This is a genomic window from Streptomyces sp. NPDC019396, from assembly GCF_040632375.1.
Classification (GTDB): domain Bacteria; phylum Actinomycetota; class Actinomycetes; order Streptomycetales; family Streptomycetaceae; genus Streptomyces.
Genome location: NZ_JBEYBS010000024.1, coordinates 24,803 through 44,501 on the forward strand (window position 1 = coordinate 24,803; position 19,699 = coordinate 44,501).

At 72.5% G+C, this 19,699-nt stretch carries 16 protein-coding genes; 9 read left to right on the forward strand and 7 right to left on the reverse strand.

Features of this window, described 5'->3' with window-relative positions; all coding sequences use genetic code 11:
- Nucleotides 1-33 precede the first annotated feature (33 nt).
- Genes ABZ532_RS24905 through ABZ532_RS24915 form a run of 3 tightly spaced genes read left to right on the forward strand, consistent with a single transcriptional unit; the run spans nt 34 to nt 2,383 of the window.
- Nucleotides 34-798, forward strand: coding sequence for a 5-oxoprolinase subunit PxpA (locus tag ABZ532_RS24905; RefSeq protein WP_361287831.1), 765 nt, complete (start codon nt 34-36; stop codon nt 796-798).
- Nucleotides 795-1,487 (forward strand): 5-oxoprolinase subunit PxpB, encoded by a 693-nt coding sequence (gene pxpB / locus ABZ532_RS24910; RefSeq protein ID WP_361287834.1) that lies wholly within the window; start codon nt 795-797, stop codon nt 1,485-1,487. Before ABZ532_RS24905 ends, pxpB begins: the two co-directional genes overlap by 4 nt.
- Entirely contained in the window at nt 1,484-2,383 is a 900-nt protein-coding gene (locus ABZ532_RS24915) for a biotin-dependent carboxyltransferase family protein (RefSeq protein ID WP_361287837.1), read from the forward strand. Before pxpB ends, ABZ532_RS24915 begins: the two co-directional genes overlap by 4 nt.
- On the opposite strand, the gene ABZ532_RS24920 is transcribed toward ABZ532_RS24915, so the two are convergent.
- The 5 genes from ABZ532_RS24920 to ABZ532_RS24940 all read right to left on the reverse strand — a co-directional run bounded on the left by ABZ532_RS24920 (nt 2,368) and on the right by ABZ532_RS24940 (nt 11,143).
- On the reverse strand, nt 2,368-6,075 hold the full coding sequence (locus tag ABZ532_RS24920) for a hydantoinase B/oxoprolinase family protein (RefSeq protein WP_361287840.1): 3,708 nt from the start codon (nt 6,073-6,075) through the stop codon (nt 2,368-2,370). The genes ABZ532_RS24915 and ABZ532_RS24920 overlap by 16 nt on opposite strands.
- Entirely contained in the window at nt 6,072-7,241 is a 1,170-nt protein-coding gene (locus tag ABZ532_RS24925; protein ID WP_361287843.1) for an SGNH/GDSL hydrolase family protein, read from the reverse strand. The genes ABZ532_RS24920 and ABZ532_RS24925 overlap by 4 nt, the downstream gene beginning before the upstream one ends.
- Nucleotides 7,238-8,422, reverse strand: a complete 1,185-nt coding sequence (locus ABZ532_RS24930; protein WP_361287846.1) for a glycosyltransferase — start codon at nt 8,420-8,422, stop codon at nt 7,238-7,240. Before ABZ532_RS24930 ends, ABZ532_RS24925 begins: the two co-directional genes overlap by 4 nt.
- Entirely contained in the window at nt 8,419-9,534 is a 1,116-nt protein-coding gene (locus ABZ532_RS24935) for a glycosyltransferase family 1 protein (protein ID WP_361287849.1), read from the reverse strand. The genes ABZ532_RS24930 and ABZ532_RS24935 overlap by 4 nt, the downstream gene beginning before the upstream one ends.
- A 190-nt stretch (nt 9,535-9,724) precedes the next feature.
- Entirely contained in the window at nt 9,725-11,143 is a 1,419-nt protein-coding gene (locus ABZ532_RS24940) for a HEAT repeat domain-containing protein (protein ID WP_361287852.1), read from the reverse strand.
- Between the two features lie 524 nt (nt 11,144-11,667).
- Between ABZ532_RS24940 and ABZ532_RS24945 the strand changes: the two genes are divergently transcribed.
- Together ABZ532_RS24945 and ABZ532_RS24950 are read left to right on the forward strand one after the other, a co-directional pair.
- Nucleotides 11,668-11,862 carry a hypothetical protein gene (locus tag ABZ532_RS24945; protein WP_338675385.1) on the forward strand — a complete coding sequence of 65 codons (195 nt, stop codon included), beginning with the start codon at nt 11,668-11,670 and terminating at the stop codon, nt 11,860-11,862.
- 46 nt (nt 11,863-11,908) lie between these two features.
- The gene (locus ABZ532_RS24950; protein ID WP_361287856.1) at nt 11,909-13,573 is read left to right on the forward strand and encodes an ABC transporter ATP-binding protein; all 1,665 of its coding nucleotides are present in this window, start codon (nt 11,909-11,911) and stop codon (nt 13,571-13,573) included.
- Between the two features lie 72 nt (nt 13,574-13,645).
- Here ABZ532_RS24950 and ABZ532_RS24955 read toward each other — a convergent pair whose 3' ends face one another.
- The gene (locus ABZ532_RS24955) at nt 13,646-15,145 is read right to left on the reverse strand and encodes a PLP-dependent aminotransferase family protein (RefSeq protein ID WP_361287859.1); all 1,500 of its coding nucleotides are present in this window, start codon (nt 15,143-15,145) and stop codon (nt 13,646-13,648) included.
- A gap of 65 nt (nt 15,146-15,210) precedes the next feature.
- Between ABZ532_RS24955 and ABZ532_RS24960 the strand changes: the two genes are divergently transcribed.
- The 4 genes from ABZ532_RS24960 (at nt 15,211) to ABZ532_RS24975 (ending at nt 18,786) form a co-directional block, all read left to right on the forward strand.
- Nucleotides 15,211-15,954 carry a hypothetical protein gene (locus ABZ532_RS24960; RefSeq protein WP_361287862.1) on the forward strand — a complete coding sequence of 248 codons (744 nt, stop codon included), beginning with the start codon at nt 15,211-15,213 and terminating at the stop codon, nt 15,952-15,954.
- On the forward strand, nt 15,951-16,724 hold the full coding sequence (locus ABZ532_RS24965) for a glycerophosphodiester phosphodiesterase (RefSeq protein WP_361287864.1): 774 nt from the start codon (nt 15,951-15,953) through the stop codon (nt 16,722-16,724). Before ABZ532_RS24960 ends, ABZ532_RS24965 begins: the two co-directional genes overlap by 4 nt.
- A 51-nt stretch (nt 16,725-16,775) precedes the next feature.
- Entirely contained in the window at nt 16,776-18,143 is a 1,368-nt protein-coding gene (locus tag ABZ532_RS24970) for an MFS transporter (RefSeq protein ID WP_361287867.1), read from the forward strand.
- 268 nt (nt 18,144-18,411) lie between these two features.
- A complete protein-coding gene (locus ABZ532_RS24975) occupies nt 18,412-18,786 on the forward strand; it encodes an RNA polymerase-binding protein RbpA (protein ID WP_030757047.1) in 375 nt (124 codons plus the stop codon).
- A 330-nt stretch (nt 18,787-19,116) separates the two neighbouring features.
- On the opposite strand, the gene fxsA is transcribed toward ABZ532_RS24975, so the two are convergent.
- Nucleotides 19,117-19,692, reverse strand: a complete 576-nt coding sequence (fxsA, locus tag ABZ532_RS24980; RefSeq protein ID WP_361287871.1) for an FxsA family membrane protein — start codon at nt 19,690-19,692, stop codon at nt 19,117-19,119.
- Nucleotides 19,693-19,699 lie beyond the last annotated feature (7 nt).

Below are 19,699 nucleotides of genomic sequence, written 5' to 3' on the forward strand. Positions count from 1 at the left end.
GATGAGAGCAACCCACACAGGCCGGTCCCGCCCATGACCCGGACCTCGATCGATCTCAACGCCGACCTTGGCGAGGGTTTCGGCCAGTGGCGGCTCACCGACGACGAGCAGCTGCTCTCCGTCGTGACCAGTGCCAATGTGGCCTGCGGCTTCCACGCCGGGGACGCGGCCACCATGCGGCGGGTCTGCGCGCTGGCGGTCGAGCGCGGGGTGCGGATCGGAGCCCAGGTCTCGTACCGCGATCTGGCCGGTTTCGGCAGGCGGTCGATGGACGTCCCCGCGGACGAGCTCGCCGCCGAGGTCGCCTACCAGATAGGCGCGCTGGCGGTGTTCGCGCGCGCGGCCGGTGGAGGGGTCGCGTACGTCAAGCCGCACGGGGCGCTCTACAACCGCGTCGTGCACGACGAGGACCAGGCCGGGGCGGTCGTGGAGGGCATCCTGCTCACCGGCGAACGGCTGCCCGTGCTGGGCCTCCCCGGGTCGCGGCTGCACGCGACGGCCGAGAAGGCGGGACTCCCCGTCGTCACCGAGGCGTTCGCGGACCGCGCGTACACGGCGGCGGGCACCCTCGTGCCGCGCCGGCAGGAGGGCGCAGTCATCTCCGACCCGGGGGCGGTGGTGGAGCGATCGGTCGCCATGGCCAGGACCGGGGTCGTCACCTCGCTGTGCGGCACGTCCGTCGGTGTCCGTGCGCGGTCGCTGTGTCTGCACGGCGACACGCCGGGGGCGGTCGCCCTGGCCCGCCGGGTGCGCGAGGCGCTGGAGGCGTCGGGGCTCCGTGTGGAGGCCTTCGTATGAGGCTGCTGCCCGTCGGCGACCGGGCACTGCTGGTGGAACTGGGCGGCGAGGCCGAGGCGGCGGCGCTGCACGCCGAACTGCTGCGGCGGCGGGCCGCGGGCGCGCTCCCCGCTGTGCGGGAGATCGTGCCCGCGGCGCGGACCGTACTCATTGACGGAATCGACGGAAACGACGGGATCAAGGGGACCGGTGGGATCCACGGGACCGGCGGCGCCGGCGGAAGCGCCGCGCGCGACCGGCTCGCGGCGGAGCTGCCCCGGTGGACCGTGCCGCCGCTCACCGCGGGATCCGGCACCGTGGTCGAGATACCGGTGCGCTACGACGGCCCGGATCTGGCCGCGGTCGCGGCGGTGTGGGAGGTCGGCCAGCACGAGGTCGCGCGGATCCACTCGGGAGCCGAATTCCGTGTGGCGTTCTGCGGGTTCGCTCCCGGCTTCGGCTATCTGACCGGACTCGGCGAGCGGTTCGCGGTGCCGCGCAGGACCACGCCCCGGACCTCGGTGCCCGCGGGCTCCGTGGCGCTGGCCGGGACCTATACCGGGGTGTATCCCCGCTCGTCACCCGGTGGCTGGCAGCTCGTCGGCACGACCGACCTCTCGCTGTGGGATCCGGCGCGTGAGCCCGCTGCCCTGCTGTCCCCGGGGGCGCGCGTGCGGTTCGTGCCGGTGGCCACGGGAGAAGCGGCGTGAGCGACCCGGCCCTCACCGTCGTCCGGGCCGGTGCCCTGACCACCGTGCAGGACCTGGGGCGGCCGGGGTACGCGCATCTCGGCGTGCCGCGCTCGGGCGCGCTCGACCCGGGGGCGCTGCGGCTGGTCAACCGGTTGGTGGGCAATCCGGAGGAGTCCGCCGCGCTGGAGACCACGCTCACCGGGTGCGCGGTGCGTCCGCACTGTGCGGTGACGGTGGCCGTGGGCGGGGCGCCCTGCCCGGTGCGCGTCAACGGACGGGCGGTGGCCTGGGGTGCTCCGGTACGGGTCGGGGCCGGCGCCCTGCTGGAGGTGGGCGCGGCGCGGCGCGGGGTGCGCGGTTATGTGGCGTTCGCCGGGGGTGTCGCGGTGGACCCGGTGCTGGGCAGCCGTGCGGCCGATCTGCTGTCGGGCCTCGGCCCCGCGCCGCTGGCCGACGGCATGGTGCTGCCGCTCGGGGCGCCTGCGGGCCACCCTGCGCGGCTGGATGGCACCCCGTGGCCGTCCCCGCCGTCGGAACTGGTGCTGCGGGTGCGGTTCGGGCCCCGGGACGACTGGTTCACCCCGACCGCGCTGCGGACGCTGACGCGCTCCCTCTACCGGGTGTCGGCGTCCAGTAACCGGATCGGCCTGCGTACCGACGGCCCGCCGCTGGAGCGGGCCGTGGCGGGCGAACTGCCCAGCGAGGGCATGGTCCTGGGCGCGGTCCAGGTGCCGCCGGACGGACGCCCCGTGGTGTTCCTCGCCGATCATCCGACGACCGGTGGCTATCCGGTGGTCGCGGTGGTCCATGAGGCGGATCTCGGAGCGGCGGCGCAGTCCGTACCGGGAACGCCGGTGCGTTTCGTCGCGGGGCGCTCCGTCAGGGGGCGTCCGGGCGGTCAGGCCGTACCGTAGCCACCGCCGCCCGGTGTCCGTACCACCAGGACATCGCCGGCGGCGACCTCCACCGAGTCCACTCCTCGCAGCTCCTCCACGGTGCCGTCCGCGCGCTCCACGGCATTGGCGCCCCGCTCCCCCGGCTCGCCGCCCGCCATCCCGTAAGGCGCGACACGGCGGTGGCCGGTCAGCAGGGCGACCGTCATGGGTTCCAGGAAGCGGATGCGGCGCACCACCCCGCAGCCGCCGTGCCAGTGCCCCGCGCCCCCGCTGCCCTCGCGGATCGCGAAAGCGTCGACCCGCACCGGGTAGCGCCACTCCAGCACCTCCGGGTCGGTGAGCCGGGAGTTGGTCATATGGGTCTGCACGGCGTCGGCGCCGTCGAAGCCGTCGCCGGCGCCGGAACCGCTCGCCACGGTCTCGTAGTACTGCACACGGTCATTGCCGAAGGTGACGTTGTTCATGGTTCCGGAGCCCTCGGCCTGCGCCCCGAGTGCGGCGTACAGCGCCCCGGTGACGGCCTGTGAGGTCTCGACGTTTCCCGCCACGGTCGCGGCGGGGTACACCGGCGCGAGCATCGAGCCCTCGGGCACCCTCACTTCCAGGGGTTCGAGGCAGCCGCTGTTCAGCGGGATGTCGTCGGCGACGAGGGTACGGAACACATAGAGCACCGCGGCCATCACCACGGATGTGGGGGCGTTGGCGTTCCCCGGCTGCTGGGGTGAGGTGCCGGTGAAGTCGATGACCGCTCTGCGGGCCTGGCGGTCCACGGTCAGCGCGACCTCGATCACCGCGCCCCCGTCGGTCTCGTAGCGGCAGGAGCCGTCGCTGAGCCCGGCGACGATACGGCGCACCGACTCCTCGGCGTTGTCCCGTACGTGCCGCATGTAGGCCTGGACCACGTCGAGCGTGAACTCGTCGACCATGCGGGTGAGTTCACTGATGCCCTTCTCGTTGGCGGCGATCTGGGCCCGCAGGTCGGCGAGATTGGTTTCCGGGTCGCGGGAGGGGTGGGATGCGCCGGTGAGCAGGCCCCTGGTCTCGGCTTCGCGCAGTCTTCCGTCACGTACGAGCAGCCAGTTGTCGAAAAGGACGCCCTCTTCGTGGATGGTGCGGCTGAAGGCCGGCATGGAGCCGGGGGTGACACCGCCGATCTCGGCGTGGTGGCCCCGGGAGGCCACCAGGAAGAGCAGCTCGGGACTGCGCCCGTCCGTGCCGCTGTCGCTGCCACTGCCGCTGCCGCTGCCGCTGCCGCTGCCACTGCCACTGCCACTGCCACTGCCACTGCCACTGCCACTGCCACTGCCACGATGGTCCGCGAACACCGGGGTCACGACCGTCACATCGGGCAGATGGGTGCCTCCGTGATACGGGTCGTTGATCGCGTAGACATCGCCCGGTCTGAGCCTGCCCTGGTTCCGGCGCAGCACCTCCTTGATCGACTCGCCCATCGAGCCCAGGTGGACCGGGATGTGCGGGGCGTTGGCGATGAGGTTGCCGTCGGCGTCGAAGAGCGCGCAGGAGAAGTCGAGACGCTCCTTGATGTTGACGGAGTGGGCGGTGTTCTCCAGGCGCACACCCATCTGTTCGGCGATGGCCATGAAGAGGTTGTTGAACACCTCAAGCAGCACCGGGTCGACATCGGTGCCGGCGGCGGCGCGGGCAGTACGGGTCCGCACGCGGGTGAGCAACAGATGCCCCTGCTCGCCCACGGCGCACCGCCAGCCGGGGTCGAGGACCGTGGTGGCGTCGGCCTCGGCGATGATCGCAGGCCCTTCGACGGTGTCCCCCGGGGACAGGTCGCCCCTGCGGTACAAGGGTGTATTGGTGCGGCGGCCGTCCAGGAACACACGCACGGTGTCCCGGGGTGCCGCAGCCCCGCCGGCACGGGCCGCCTCGACGGCCATCACCGCGCCATGGGCCCCCGCCGCCCCCACCGCCTCGACCGACACCGCCTCCACGACGAGCGGCTTGTCCATGGTGAAGGCGTAGCGCGCCCGGTGCTCCGACTCGAACGCCTCACGCATCGCGGGGGCCGCGCCGAGCGGCACCGGCAGCGCGGCGTCCGTGCCGGCGTAGCGGATCAGCACGCGTGCGCGTGTGGTGATCGCTTCGTCCGGGATGGCGTCGGCCCGCAGTTCCGCCCTTGTACGGTCGGCGAGTTCGCCGCAGAGCCGCGTGACACGGCCGGTGGTGGGCTCGTCCAGCGGAGCCTCCACGGACTGCTCCCGCATGGCGGTCGCGTCGGCGAGGCCGATGCCGTACGCGGACAGCACTCCGGCGAGCGGCGGCACGATCACGGTGTCGACGCCGAGGGCGTCTGCCACGGCGCAGGCGTGCTGGCCACCGGCGCCGCCGAAGCTGGTCAGTGCGTAGCGGGTGATGTCGTGGCCGCGCTGCACGGAGATCTTCTTGACCGCGTTCGCCATGTTGAGCACGGCGATCTCCAGGAAGCCCGCGGCGACTTCCTCCGGGGTCCGCTCGGTGCCGGTCGCCTCGCGTACGTCGGCGGCCAGCGCCGTGAAGCGTTCCCGTACGGCCCCCTCGTCCAGCGGCTGGTCGCCGCCGGGGCCGAACACGGCGGGGAAGTGGGCGGGCTGGATGCGGCCGAGCATCACGTTGGCGTCGGTGATGGTGAGCGGGCCGCCGCGCCGGTAGCAGGCGGGGCCCGGGACCGCGCCCGCCGAGTCGGGGCCGACGCGGTAGCGCTGGCCGTCGAAGTGCAGGATGGAGCCGCCGCCTGCCGCGACGGTGTGGATGCTCATCATCGGGGACCGCATCCGCACCCCGGCGACCTGGGTGCCGAGCTCGCGCTCGAACTCCCCGGCGTAGTGCGACACATCGGTGGAGGTGCCGCCCATGTCGAAGCCGATGACCCGCTCGAATCCGGCCTGCCCGGAGGTACGGGCCATGCCCACGACACCACCCGCGGGACCTGACAGCACGGCGTCCTTGCCCCGGAAGCGCGCCGCCTCCCGCAGTCCGCCGTTGGACTGCATGAACATCAGCCGGACGCCGTGGAGTTCGGTGGCGATCTCATCGACATATCGACGCAGGATCGGGGAGAGATAGGCGTCCACGACGGTGGTGTCGCCGCGGGGCACCAGCTTGATCAGCGGGCTGACCTCGTGGGAGCAGCTGACCTGGGTGAAGCCGAGGTCACGGGCGGTGTCGGCGACGGCCGACTCGTGGGCTGGGTTCCGGTAGCCGTGCACGAGGACGACGGCGGCGCTGGTGAAGCCGTCGCGGCGGGCTGCTTCGAGCTGCCGGACGACGGGGGCGAGCCGGAGCGGAGTGACGACGGTGCCGTGTGCGTCGATCCGTTCGGGGACCTCGATGACCTGGTCGTACACCGCTTCGGGGAGCAGGATGCGGCGGTCGAAGATCCGGGGGCGGTTCTGGTACGCGATGCGCAGCGCGTCCCGGAAGCCCTCGGTGATGAGCAGGACGGTCGGCTCACCACGCCGCTCCAGCAGCGCGTTGGTGGCAACGGTGGTGCCCATCTTGACCGCGCCGATGCGGTCGGCCGGTACGGGGTCGCCGGGTCCGAGCCCGAGGAGCAGCCGGATGCCCGCCACGGCGGCGTCGCGGTGGTGCTCGGGGCTGTGGGAGAGCAGTTTGCGGGTGACGAGATGCCCGTCGGGGCGTCTGCCGACGATGTCGGTGAACGTCCCGCCACGGTCGATCCAGAACTCCCAGCGCCCGCTCATTCCCCCATTCTGGCAAGAGGCGGGCCCGGGGACAGGGAGGCGAGGGCGGAGGTCAGCGCCGTTTCCGCGACATGGTCGAGCCGGACACTGGTGCCACGGGCCCAGTGGCGCACCTCCGTACCGGCGAGGCCCAGGAGCTGCGGCAGCAGATCCGTGCACCGGCGCGCCACCCACGCGCTGCCCGCGGTGGCGAGCCACAGCGCCTTGGCGGCGGGCCCGGGGGCGGGCTGCTCGGGCTCGGCTCCGGGGGGCGTGCCGTGGGCGAGCCCCTCGGCGGCCAGCAGCTCGTGGAAGCGGCGGGCGATCATCCGGTGTCCGCGTTCGCCGGGGTGCAGCCGGTCCGCGCTCCACATGGAGCGGTCCTCGACCCAGGCGGCGTCCGCGATATGGAGGTGGATGGCACCGTGACGGTCGGAGAGGGCGTGCACCACGGCGTTCACGGCCCGCTGACGCCTGGCGAGCGGACGCGCGAGGGGTCCGGGCAGTGCGAGCATCGTCCCCGGATCGGGCAGGCAGGCCGTCAGGATCCGGGTGCCGTACGGGGTGAGCGCGGCGCACACCCTGTCCAGGCGCACGGCGATGTCATGGATGTCGAAGGTGTGGCGCAGGGTGTCGTTGACCCCGACGACGACGGAGGCTATGTCGGGTGCGCAGGCGAGGGCCCCGGGTGCCTGATGCTGGTCGACATCGCGGGTCAGGGCGCCGCCGACCGCGAAGTTGTGGAACTCGGCGGGTCCGCAGGGCCCTCCGAGCCCCTGGGCGAGCAGCGCGGCCCAGCCCCGCCACGCTCCGTCGACCCGGTCGCCGACGCCTTCGGTGAGCGAGTCGCCGAGCGCGGCGAAGCGGAGCGGGCGCGCGAGCGTCCGGCCGGGGCACGACGCCGTGGGCGAGCCGTGCGATGCGGTGGCCTCGTGGGCCGCCGTCGTGGTTTCGCCACGGGCGTCGATGACGGCCCCTGCGTGGTCCGCGAGGCTCGCTGCCTGCCCTGTCAGCCGCGCCGGCGGCACGGCTGCGTGCTCGCCGCCCACGGCCGCGCCGGTGGCGGACCCGGTGGCCACGGCCGGGGCCGCACCGGATGACGGGGCGTCGAGCACAGCGGCAGCCGTGAGGGACAGGTCGTCAGGAGGAGCCTGTGCGGCCGCCCGTGGGCTCCGGTCCCCGTTCATAGCGCCGCCTCCGGATCTCCGGGTATCCGGCTGGTGTGGGCGTCATGGGCGGCGAGGAAGGCGGCGACCGCGCGGTCCCAGCCGAAGAGTTCCGCCCGGGCGCGAGCCGCCTCCCGGCGTGCCGGCTCCGGGCGTGACAGCAGCTCCCGCACCGCGTCGGCGAATGCGCTGGGCATGTCGGGCGCCGCGATGCCCGCGTCGCCGATGACCTCGGGGAGAGCGGAGGACGCGCTGGCGACCACGGGGGTGCCGCTGGCCAGAGCCTCCAGCGCGGACAGGCCGAAGGTCTCCGCGGGCCCGGGGGCCAGGCAGATGTCCGCCGCCGCCTGGAGATCCGCCAGAGCGTCGCGGTCGGCGACATGGCCGAGGAAGTGGACCGGAAGCCGCGATTCCCGGGCGCGCCGCGTCAGGCTGCCGTGCAGCGGGCCCTCCCCGGCCACGACCAGTGCGGCCCGCAGTCCGCGCTCGCGCAGCGTGGCGAGGGCATCCAGCGCCATTCCGGGACGCTTCTCGACAGAGAGCCGGGAGCACATCAGCAGCAGGACATCGGCACCGTCCGCGTACTGCGCGCGCAGCACCGTGCTGCGCCGGCCGGGGCGGCAGCGGTCCAGCTCCACTCCGAGCGGTGCGCGCACCACGTTGCGCGCGCCGATGCGGATGAACTCCCGCTCCGCCCACTCGGTGGTGCACACGATCCGCGAGTACGACCAGGCGCTGCGTCGGTTGAGCCGGTCCGCGGCGCGCTCGGCGAACGTGCCCGGCACGCCCCAGGTGCGCAGCACGCCGTCCGCCGTCTCATGGGAGACCATCAGGGAAGGGACCCGGCGGCGGCGCGCCCACTCCCCGGTCCATCGCAGGGTGGTCCGGTCGGAGACCTCCAGGCGGTCGGGGGCGAGCTCGTCCAGGAGTGTGATGAGCCGCGAGCGGCCCGCGAGTACGCGATAGCCACCGGTGCCGGGCAGCACCGTCCCGGGGATCGTGATGACCCGCCCCTGCGGGGTCATGGTGTCGCTCTCCGCATCGCCGGGCACGACGAGCACGGGCTCGTGCCCGGCCTCCAGATAGCGCTTGCCGAGCTCGCGCAGTGCGGTCCTCAGCCCGCCCGACGCGGGGGTCACGAAGTTGGCGAGCCGGACGATGCGCAGGCCTGCGCCGCCGCCCGCGCGGATGGTGTCGTTCATGCCGCCACCGCCGTGCGTTCGCGCAGCACCTCGTCGTAGTGCCCGATGAGCTGGTCGCCGACCGCCGCCCAGGTGCGGCCCCCGACAGTGGCCCGGCCCGCGTGCCCGTACGCACCCCGGCGCGCGGGGTCCGCGACGAGTTCCGCCACCGCCCGGGTCACCGCGCGCGTGTCGCGGGGCGGCACGAGCAGTCCCGTGCGGCCGTGGTCGACGAGGTCGAGCGGTCCGCCGGCGGCCGGGGCGATCACCGGTACCCCGCTGGCCATGGCTTCCTGAACGGTCTGGCAGAAGGTCTCGTACGGGCCCGTGTGCGCGAACACGTCGAGCGAGGCGAATATCCGCGCCAGGTCCGCTCCGGTACGCCGGCCCATGAACACGGCGCCCGGGAGTGCTTCGCGCAGGGACGCCCCGCTCGGGCCGTCGCCGACCACCACGACGCGTACCCGGGGCAGCCCGCAGGCACCGGCGAGCAGTTCGACACACTTCTCCGGAGCGAGACGACCGACGTATCCGACGATCGTCTCGCCGTTCGGGGCCAGTTCACGGCGCAGGGTCTCGTCGCGCAGCTCGGGCCGGAACCGCACGGTGTCCACGCCGCGCGGCCACAGCCGTACCCGGGGCACTCCGTGCTCCTCCAGATCGCGCAGCGCGGCGGTGGACGGTGCCAGGGTCCGGTCGGCGGCGGTGTGGACGGTGCGGATGCGGCGCCACGCCGTGTTCTCACCGGTGCCCATGTACGTACGCGCATAACCGGCGAGGTCGGTCTGGTAGACCGCGACGGCGGGCAGTCCGAGCCTGGCCGCCACGCCCATGCCGCGCACCCCGAGCACAAAGGGGCTGGCGAGATGGACGACGTCGGCCCTGTGCGCGGTCAGGGCGGCGGCGAGCCTGCGGCTGGGCAGGGCCACGCGGACCTGCGGATAGCCCGGCAGCGGCAGCGAGGGCACCCGCACCACGGGGCAAGGCGCCTCACCGCCGGGTCCGGCGACGGCCGGGGCGACAACGAGCGGGTCATGACCGCGGGCGGCGAGGTGCCGGGCGGTCTGCAGGGCGCAGTGCGCCACACCATTGACATCGGGCGGGAAGGATTCGGTCACGATGACGACACGCATACGGGTGTTGTCGTCTGGCCGGGGGTGGTGCGGCCAACGGGGATCTTTCCGTGCGGGGAACGTCCCATGAGCGTTTGTCCCACGGCTCCGGGGGGGCCCGCCGCGGTGGGGCCGGCGCCGGCCCGGCGATCTTCCGCCCGGCGTGTTCGGCGGACGCCCTGGCCCCGTACCGCTACCCGGGCACGTGGAGTCAGACCGGTGGCGTGTCCGGCCCGATCCGGCTGCGGACGGCTGTCTGCACCTCCGCCTCCTCCGCGGGGTCGGCGGCGAGCCTGCGCAGTCGCTCGGCCACCCGCGCGTCACCTGTCTCGGCGTGCAGGGCGGCGATCTCCCTGGTGGTCTCCTCGCAGTCCCAGAGGCATTCCACGGCGAAGCCGGTGGCGAAGGAGGGATCGGTCGCGGCGAGGGCACGCGCCGTCTGGCCCCGCAGATGGGATGAGGCGGTTTCGCGGTAGACATGGCGCAGCACAGGGGCCGCGGCCTCGATGCCGAGCCGCCCCGCGCCGTCGACGAGTGACCAGAGAGTGGGGGCGTCGGGTCCCTGGGCGCGGACCGCTTCACGGAGCGCGCCGAGGACGAGTCCGGCGTCCTGGGCGCTGCCGCGGCAGGCCAGCACACCCGCGGCCGAGGCGCCGAGCGCGTCGGGCCGCTGAACCCAGCGGCGCGCACGGTCCACGGCCGGCTCGCCGCACATCCGCTCGAAGGCGGCGACGGCGGCGTCGGCGACCGTACGGGACGTGTCGACCGCAGCTGCCTCGATGAGGTCGAGCACGGCGGGGTCCCGCGACTCGGCCAGGTAGTGGAGGGCGGTGCAGCGGGCCGCGTCGGGTCCGCTGCGCGCCGTCTCGATGATCACATCGCGGTCGTCAGGTCCGGCGACCGCGCCGAGGCAGCGGGACGCCGGCACATGGAGCTGGGTGCCGCGCTCGTCCCCTTGCTGCGCCCACTCGAAGACTGCCTGCACGCTCCAGCCGGGGCGCGGCCCCGCGGGCCTGAGCTGGCGCTGCCAGCGGTCGAAGGAGCCGTGCTCCTGCGCGGCCCGCACACGTGCGCCCACGGCTTCCCGCGCATCCTCCGCCCACAGCCGCCACGGCCGGGGCTCGAAGGCATCGCGCACGGCAGCGGCCAGCTCGGCGTCGCCGTCGGGGGTGGCCGGGAAGCGGGCCAGCACCGGGCCGGCGAGTGAGCGCAGTCCGCTGTCGTCGTCGCGCAGGGCGAGCTCGTCGAGCGCCCAGGCCCAGTTGGACCCGCAGGCGGCGTAGCGCCGCAGAAGTGTCAGTGCGTCGTCCCTGCCGTACGAGGCCAGGTGGCCGAGCACCGCGAGGGCCAGCCCGGTCCTTGTCTCGTCCGTGTCGAAGTGGTCGTCGGCCTGGAAGAGGTGGCCTTCGATCGCTTCGAGGCCGCCGCCGAGATCCAGGTAGAGGCGCGCGTAGTAGAGGGAGCGGTTCTCCACCTGCCAGTCGTGGCGTGGGTCGCTCAGCACACAGCGGTTGAGGGCCTCGAGGGCCTCGGCGCGGGGCGCGGCGAGCGCATGCAGCGTGCCGTCGCCGCGGCCTCTCTGGAGCAGGCCGAGGAGGGTGCCACTCGGCGCTATGACTGGTTCGAACATGGGAAAGTGCCTCACATCAAGCTGTCGACGCAACCGGGGGTGTGTTCGCCTAGGCCGCGCGGCAACATGATCGGCTGCCCGTCGTCTTCCGCTTGATGAAGTCCATCTTCCTCTGCCTCTCGTCGGTGGCCCCTTGCGGGCCCGACGTCATGATGACCCAGCCGTTCCGCCACCGCGACCACATTTACGGCAACGCTCTCACCTGCGTCTTCAGCACCCGTTCACCGGTCGGGGAACGGCTCCAAGGGTGCTCCCTTCCCCAGGATCCGCGTGGTAACCACGAGGGATGGAGTCTGTGCCTCCGGATCGGCCCCTTAAGAGTGAATCGCCAGGGTACTGCCCGTGGCGCGGCATGACGGCCCCCTTGCACGGCAAAGATCAACGGGCCTCCGGCAACGATCCGGCGTAGGCCACGCGGGTGAAAAACCCTAACTTTCACCCATTTGCAGCTTTTATCACATACATACTTCCTGTGAGGCTGGAAGAACTCATGGTGACCGTCCCCTCAACCAGGAGAGCACCTCATGATCCTGTCCATCTCAGGCGTCGTACTGCTGGGCATCATCGTCTTCCTCTTTTTCAAGAAGGACGGGCTGAAGGCGTCCCACATGCTGGTTTCCGCACTCTTCGGCTTCTATCTCGCGGGCACGGCCATCGCGCCGAGCATCACGGCGGGAGGCGCCAGCCTCGCCAGCCTCCTTGGCGGGATCAAGTTCTGACCCCGCCGCCCTACCGCACCCAGAGCACGAGAAGCAGGAGAAACACGTGGCCCGGCGACCACTCCCCCGCATCCCGCTCGGCGGCGCCGACCGGATCGCCCGCAGCCGAGAGTTCGCGCGGACGGCCGCCGACAACGCCACCGACGTACTCCATCCGCTGATCACGGTCAGCCGTGGTCTGCGGCTGCTGGCCGCCGCCGGGCGGCGCAAGTGGGCGGGCATGCCAAAGGACCGGCGCGGACCCACCCTCTTCCTGGCGGCGGCCTGCCTGATGGTGGTGGTGCTCCTCCCGTACGGACCCTTGCTCGGTCTGATCACGGTGATGGGGGTGGCCGGATGGACGGGGCGTCAGCGCACGCCGGTGAAGACAGGGCCGGACGAGGCGGAGCTGGCACGACTGAAGGCGCTCTACGAGGCGCTCGTGCCGTACTTCGCGGTCCCGGAGGACCCCAGTCCGCTGTTCGCCCACGGCGGGGAGTGGTCGACGGCGTTCAGCGACCACGCCTTCGACGGCGAGGGCCGGCTGACCCGGCTGAAGCTGCGCTACCCGGCCTACTTCCCCGACGGCGAGCCTGAGGCGCGCGACCGGATCGAACAGCTGCTGCACGCCAAGTCGGGACGCGGCCGTGAATACCTCTTCGTCTGGGACGAGGAGAACAACCACCTGGTGATGAGCGTGCTGCCCCCGCTCCCCACCACGATCGCCGCCCAGCGGTTCGTCACCGGTCCCGGTGAGACGGTGCTGGGCTTCACCGACGCAGGCGCCGTGCCGCGAACCGTGCCGGTGGTGGACGCGGACGGCACGAGCGACGCGCCGCCGGTGGTGTGGCGGACCGGACCGCGCTCGACGGAGCCCCATCTGCTCGCCGTCGGTCTTCCCGGCAGCGGTACGTCGACACTGCTGCGGTCGATCGCGCTCCAGGCACTGCCGCACGGCGATGTGCTGGTCGTCGACGGCAGCGGCACCGGCGAGTACACCTGCCTGGCCGGACGCCGCGGCGTCCTGGCCGTCGAATGCGGGCTGTCGGGGGCGCTCGCGAGCCTGGAGTGGGCCGCGCACGAGACCGAGCGCCGGCTCATCTCCGCGAACCGGGCCCGCCAGGCGGGGCACCCCGCTCCCGAGGACACCCGCAGGCCGCTGTGGATCCTGGTCGACCGGCCGAGCACCTTCGGCCATCTCGCGGCGGCGGACGGGCGTCAGGACCCGCAGCGGCTGCTCGAGGTGCCGCTGCGGCACGGACGGGCGGCAGCGGTGACGGTGGTCGTGGCCGAGCAGTCGGACGGCGCCCAGGAGGCTCTGTCCGAGGCGGTGCTCGGTCACACCAGGGCCCGGGTGACCCTGGGGCCCATGGCACCCGCGCTGATCGAGTCGGTGCTCGGTGCGCCTCCCCACACGACGCCGACCGGCGAAGTGCCCCCGGGGCGGGGGTATGCCCGGCTGGGCACGGGCGGGGTGCTGCGGCTTCAGGTGCCGGCGACACCGGATCCCTTCGACGAGGCCGCGGGGGAGGCTGAGCGGCGGGCGGTGCTCGCGCTGCTGCCGGAGCGCGAGGACTCGGTGCCCGGGGTGCCGGAGGGTCGCGAGGTCTCCCCCGTTTCCGATGGTCCCGATGCTTCCGGGTTCGTCGGGGTTACCGAGGGTCCCGGGGTTTCCGGGGTGGACGTACCCGGGGTGGCCGTCCCGGCCGTGGAGACCTCAGCGGGGCGGTGACGCCGCTCTGCGGTACGGGTCGTGCTCCGGTGCGTGCCCCGCGGCCAGGGGTGGGCCCGGCGGGCCGGGGGCTCAGGCCACGAAGGTCCTCGGCGGCTCTGTGCCTGTCGTGGCACCGGTCTCCACCAGGCGGGCGGCTGCGGCGAGACGGGACGCGGCCTCGTCGGCGACCGGGCCGGCGACCGTGAAGGGCAGGCGGACGTAGCCTTCGAAGGCGCCGTCGACACCGAAGCGGGGGCCCGAGGGCACTCGGACGCCCACGCGTTCGCCGACCTCGGCAAGGCGGGAGCCGGACAGGCCGCCCGCACGTACCCAGAGAGTCATGCCACCCTGGGGGACCTCGAACTCCCAGTGCGGCAGCTCCCGTCGTACGGCCGCGACCAGGGCGTCGCGGTGTTCCCTGGCCTGGGCACGGCGGATGGCCACCGCCTCCTCCCAGCCCCCGGTCCGCATCAGCCAGTTGACGCCCAGCTGCTCGAGGACCGGGGTGCCGAGGTCGGCGTAGGCGCGGGCCGCGACCAGCGAGCGGATCACATCGGGCGCCGCCCTGACCCAGCCGATACGCATCCCCGCCCAGAACGCCTTGCTCGCCGAACCCACCGTGATCACCGTGGAGCCGGCCGCGTCGAAGGCGCAGACCGGTCTCGGCATCTCGAGCTCCGACTCGAGGCAGAGCTCGGTCATGGTCTCGTCGACGACCAGCACCGTGCCCGCCGAGCGCGCCGCGTCCACGAGCCGGCGTCGCTGGTCCTCGTCGGCCAGCGCCCCCGTGGGGTTGTGGAAGTCGGCGACGACGTAGGCGAGCCGGGGCGCGGCGTCCCGCAGCACCTGGCGCCAGCGGCTCATGTCCCAGCCCGCCAGGCCCTCGCCCATGGCGACCGGCACCAGCCGGGCCCCGGCCTCGCGCATCAGCTGGAGGATGTTGGCGTAGGACGGTGACTCGACGGCGATGCGTTCCCCACGGCCCGCGAACAGATGGCAGATCGCGTCCATCGCGCCCATCGCACCCGTGGTGACCATGATCTGCTCGGGCATCGTCGGGATCCCGCGTGCGGTGTAGCGGTCCGCGATGGTCTGGCGCAGCACGGGCAGGCCGGCCGGATAGTCGCCGTGGGTGTGTGCGTAGGGCGGCAGTTCCTCGAGCGCTCCCCTGACACTCCGGGTGAGCCAGGGCTCGGGCGCGGGCAGTGCCGCACAGCCCAGATCGATCATCGAGCCGAGGGACTCGGGCGGCAGCGGTTCCAGGCCGCGTGCGGGCAACGGATTGCCCGCGGGTACGGCGGTCCAGCTGCCGGCTCCCCTGCGGGATTCGAGGAATCCCTCCGTCCGCAGCTCCTCATACGCCGCCGCCACCGTCGTACGGCTCACGGCGAGCGACAGCGCGAGCTCGCGCTCGGCGGGGAGCCGGGCCGCCACGGGTACCCGGCCTTCCAGGACCAGCAGCCGGATGCCGTCGGCGAGCGCGCGATAGGCGGGTGGCTTGCGGGTGCCGGGGCCGGCCGGACGCGACTGCTGGGCGCCGAGCTGTCTCGCGAGCTGAGCCGCTCCGACCGCTGAAGTCCACTGCGCCATAGGAAGTCAGTCCACCTTCGTCAAATTGGCCATGGATGGCCAGGGTTTCCCAGCCACAGAGTGTCATGAGCCAGTCCACTCACACCACCCCGGGGGGAATCTTGACCAGCACCGCGGACACCACAGGCCACTCACGCCTCAAGGGCACCCGCATCCCCCGGCGACTGCTCCAGCTCTACGCAGGGCTCGCTCTCTACGGCGCGAGTTCCGCTCTTCTGGTCCGCGGCGGTCTCGGTCTGGAGCCATGGGGTGTGCTGCACCAGGGTCTGGCCGAGCTGACCGGTCTCACCATGGGGGTCGTCTCGATCATCATCGGGGCCGTCGTGCTGCTGCTGTGGATCCCGATGCGGCAGAAGCCCGGACTCGGCACGGTCTCCAACGTCCTCGTCGTCGGGGTCGCCATGGACGCCACCCTGGCGGTCGTCGCCGATGCGCACGGTCTCGCGGTGCGGATCCCGGTGATGGTGGCCGCGATCGTCCTCAACGGTGTCGCCACCGGTCTCTACATCTCGGCGCGCTTCGGACCCGGGCCGCGCGACGGGCTGATGACCGGTCTGCACCAGCTCACGGGCCGGTCGATCCGCCTCGTCCGCACGGCCATCGAGGTCGCGGTGGTCGCCACCGGCTTCGCGCTCGGCGGCTCGGTCGGTATCGGCACCCTGGCCTACGCCCTGTCCATCGGGCCACTCGCCCAGATCTTCCTGAGGGTGTTCGCCGTTCCGGCCACGGAGCCCGGCAGCCGGCCGGTGGGAGCAGTGGCCGAACCGACATCGGAGCGGGCCGCCGATCAGGTCATACTGCCCGGGTGACACGCCTACAGCAGCCCAGGCATCCGTACCTGGACCACCCGTCCCCCATCCCGTTCGCGCATCGCGGCGGTACCGCCGACGGGCTTGAGAACACTGCCGCCGCGTTCCGCCGGGCGGCGGCTGCCGGCTACCGCTACTTCGAGACGGATGTGCACACGACCGCCGACGGAAGGCTGGTGGCCTTCCATGACGCGACCCTGGACCGCGTCACGAACGTCCGGGGCCGGATCGCGCAGCTGCCCTGGGGCGAGGTGAGCCAGGCCAGGGTCGCGGGCAGGGAGCCGCTGCCGCTCTTCGAGGAGCTGCTCGACGAGTTCCCCGAGGCCCGCTGGAACGTGGACATCAAGGCCGAAGGAGCGCTGGAGCCGCTGGTCGACCTGATCCGCGGCAGGGACGCCTGGGACCGCGTCTGTGTCGGTTCGTTCTCGGAGAGCCGGGTGGCCCGGGCGTACCGGCTCGCGGGGCCCCGGCTGGCGACCTCGTTCGGGGTGCGCGGCGTGCTGGGACTGCGGCTGCGCTCCCTGGGGATCCCGGCCTCCCTGCGTACGGGCGCGGTCTGCGCCCAGGTCCCGGAGGCACAGGGCGGCGTCAGGATCGTGGATCGCCGCTTCGTACGGGAGGCCCATGCCCGCGGGCTCCAGGTGCATGTCTGGACCGTCAATGACGCGGACCGGATGGCCACCCTCCTGGACCTGGGAGTGGATGGCATCATGACCGACAATCTGGAGACCCTGCGCACGGTACTCAGCGACCGAGGAGTCTGGCACTGAGCGGCCGTGGGCCGTGGCGCATCTCCATCAGCACGAGCATGGGGGTGCCCAGTGGCCCTTGAGACAGAGGACCCGACCGCCGGAAGAGGCAACGGCGACCGCCGGCGTGAACAGCGCGGTTGGTATTTCTACGACTTCGCCTGCTCCGTCTATTCGACGAGCGTGCTGACGGTCTTCCTCGGGCCCTATCTCACCGCCGTGGCCAAAGCGGCGGCGGACGCGGAGGGCTACGTCCACCCGCTTGGCATTCCGGTACGGGCCGGATCGCTCTTCGCCTACGCCGTGTCGGCGTCGGTGGTGGTCGCGGTGCTGGTGATGCCGCTGGTGGGTGCGGTCGCGGACCGTACGGGGCGCAAGAAGCCGCTGCTCGCCGCCGCCGCGTACACCGGCGCCACTGCCACGGCTGGGATGTTCTTCCTGGGCGGTGACCGCTATCTCCTGGGCGCCGCCCTGCTGATCGTGGCGAATGCCTCGCTGTCGGTCTCGATGGTCCTCTACAACGCGTACCTGCCGCAGATCGCCGAGCCCGACGAGCGCGACACGGTGTCGTCCCGGGGCTGGGCGTTCGGCTACACATCCGGCGCGCTCGTCCTGGTCGCCGATCTGGTGCTGTACACGGGTCATGAGTCCTTCGGTCTCTCCGAGTCGGACGCGGTGCGCATCTGCCTCGCCACGGCGGGGCTGTGGTGGGGCGCGTTCACCCTCGTTCCGCTGCGACGGCTGCGGGACCGGGCCCTGACACCGCCCGACGGGCACGCTCCGGCCGAGGGTGCGGTCGGCGCCGGATGGCGGCAGCTGATAGCCACCCTCCGGGACATGCGCCGGCATCCGCTGACGCTGGCGTTCCTGCTCGCCTACCTCATCTACAACGACGGCGTGCAGACCGTGATCTCGCAGGCGTCCATCTACGGCTCGGAAGAGCTCCGTCTGGACCAGACGACGCTGATCACGGCAGTGCTGCTGGTGCAGGTGCTGGCGGTGGCCGGTGCGCTGGGCATGGGTCGCCTCGCCAGGACCTACGGCGCCAAGCACACGATCCTCGCGTCCCTGGCGGTGTGGACGCTGATCCTCGGGGCCGGCTACTTCCTTCCGGCGCAGACCCCCGGCTGGTTCTTCGCGCTCGCCGGAGCGATCGGCCTGGTGCTCGGCGGCACCCAGGCGCTGTCGCGCTCGCTCTTCTCGCATCTGGTGCCGCGCGGCAAGGAGGCCGAGTACTTCTCGGCGTACGAGATGAGCGACCGTGGGCTCAGCTGGCTGGGCCCGCTGGTATTCGGCCTGGCGTTCCAGCTCACCGGCAGTTACCGCGATGCGATCATCTCGCTGGTGATCTTCTTCGGGATCGGTTTCGTGCTACTCGCCCGGGTGCCGGTACGCCGTGCCGTGGCCGAAGCGGGAAACCCGGTGCCGCATCGGATTTAGACGTTGAAGTGAAAGGCCGGTAGTGTACGCGTTTGGCCTGCCAGGCGGACCGTTACTGCGCGCTGAATCCCTCAGGACGCTGGGTGACACTTTCTGCCAGATGTGACAAACCGGGCACTGGTGGGTACAACAAGGGGCGGCACGACGGGCAACGACGCATGGACCGCAACGGACATGCGCGGGAATCTTTACCGCCGACCGGACGTTGACCGGATGACGACGACAGCGACACCTGTCCTGTGGGCGACAAGCCCGGGAGGCACGATTCATGAGTGAGCGAGCTCTTCGCGGCACGCGCCTCGTGGTGACCAGCTACGAGACCGACCGCGGCATCGATCTGGCCCCGCGCCAGGCGGTGGAGTACGCATGCCAGAACGGACATCGATTCGAGATGCCGTTCTCGGTAGAGGCGGAAATTCCGCCGGAGTGGGAATGCAAGGCGTGCGGCGCCCAGGCACTTCTGGTGGACGGGGAAGGCCCCGAGGAGAAGAAGGGCAAGCCCGCGCGTACGCACTGGGACATGCTCATGGAGCGGCGTACCCGCGAGGAGCTGGAGGAGGTGCTGGCCGAGCGGCTGGCGGTCCTGCGCTCCGGAGCCATGAACATCGCGGTGCATCCGCGCGACAGCCGTAAGTCCGCCTAAGGACTCACGTACGCGCGCAACCACACACGTACGGATCACGTACGACCGAAAGCCGCGGGCTGCCGCACACGTCTTGTGTGCCGCAGCCCGCGGCTTTCCGCTTTCCCGGCCCACCCGGCCCACCCGGCTGCCCGCCGGACGCGTGACGGCGCGCCCGTGGCGGCGGTCATCCGGTCGACGGCGGTCAAACGGGCCGGGGCTGCGCCGAGCGGAGCGCCTGACCGGATGGCCGCCAGCCGCCGCAAGGCGGGGGCCTCCTGCAACGGGCTGAGAGCCGTCCGGATATCGCCCTCGTCCTCCGCGTGCGCGGCAACCGCGCTGCGGCCCCCGCTACGGAATCAGCGGAGGGTGCTGGCCCGTGCCCGGCCGCGGGGCGGGTGGGGCGTCCTGGCGGATGACCTCACCCTGGACCACCTTTCCGTCCGGGCGGTGAATGCGTGCCTGCCGCAGGGCGTCCCCGAGCGAGCCGGGCGCTGCCTGCCGCATCCGCCGGTCCAGGGACTTCTCGGCGTAGCGCCCGGCGCTCCGGCGCACGGGCGGCAGGAGCAGCAGCAGACCGGCCGCGTCGGAGATCAGTCCGGGCAGCATCAGCAGCAGACCACCCAGCATCAACAGGCCGTTGCCCTGGTCCTGGCGGTCGGCCGGCGTCGCCGGTGTCGCGCCCCCTTGCTGCTGGAAGGTCTCGGCGAGGTTGCGGAAGGCGCGGCGCCCGGCCCTTTTGATCACCACCGCGCCGAGCACGGCGCCCGCCACGAGCAGGGCGAACACGGTGAACCCGCCGGCCGCCCCGGCCACGAGTGTCAGCAGCCAGATCTCCAGCAGCAGCCAGGCGGCGATGCCGAGAGGGAGGAAGGTACGGGCGCGGGAGCGCCGGGGGGCGGTCGGAGTGCGTACACCGGTCGTCATGCCCCCA

Coding starts and splice junctions, on each gene's coding strand:
- ABZ532_RS24955 (WP_361287859.1), bottom strand. CDS start 15,145: ATGGCGCAGTGGACTTCAGCGGTCGGAGCGGCTCAGCTCGCGAGACAG.
- pxpB (WP_361287834.1), top strand. CDS start 795: ATGAGGCTGCTGCCCGTCGGCGACCGGGCACTGCTGGTGGAACTGGGC.
- ABZ532_RS24940 (WP_361287852.1), bottom strand. CDS start 11,143: ATGTTCGAACCAGTCATAGCGCCGAGTGGCACCCTCCTCGGCCTGCTC.
- ABZ532_RS24905 (WP_361287831.1), top strand. CDS start 34: ATGACCCGGACCTCGATCGATCTCAACGCCGACCTTGGCGAGGGTTTC.
- ABZ532_RS24975 (WP_030757047.1), top strand. CDS start 18,412: ATGAGTGAGCGAGCTCTTCGCGGCACGCGCCTCGTGGTGACCAGCTAC.
- ABZ532_RS24920 (WP_361287840.1), bottom strand. CDS start 6,075: ATGAGCGGGCGCTGGGAGTTCTGGATCGACCGTGGCGGGACGTTCACC.
- ABZ532_RS24925 (WP_361287843.1), bottom strand. CDS start 7,241: ATGAACGGGGACCGGAGCCCACGGGCGGCCGCACAGGCTCCTCCTGAC.
- ABZ532_RS24960 (WP_361287862.1), top strand. CDS start 15,211: ATGAGCCAGTCCACTCACACCACCCCGGGGGGAATCTTGACCAGCACC.
- ABZ532_RS24945 (WP_338675385.1), top strand. CDS start 11,668: ATGATCCTGTCCATCTCAGGCGTCGTACTGCTGGGCATCATCGTCTTC.
- ABZ532_RS24930 (WP_361287846.1), bottom strand. CDS start 8,422: ATGAACGACACCATCCGCGCGGGCGGCGGCGCAGGCCTGCGCATCGTC.
- fxsA (WP_361287871.1), bottom strand. CDS start 19,692: ATGACGACCGGTGTACGCACTCCGACCGCCCCCCGGCGCTCCCGCGCC.
- ABZ532_RS24935 (WP_361287849.1), bottom strand. CDS start 9,534: ATGCGTGTCGTCATCGTGACCGAATCCTTCCCGCCCGATGTCAATGGT.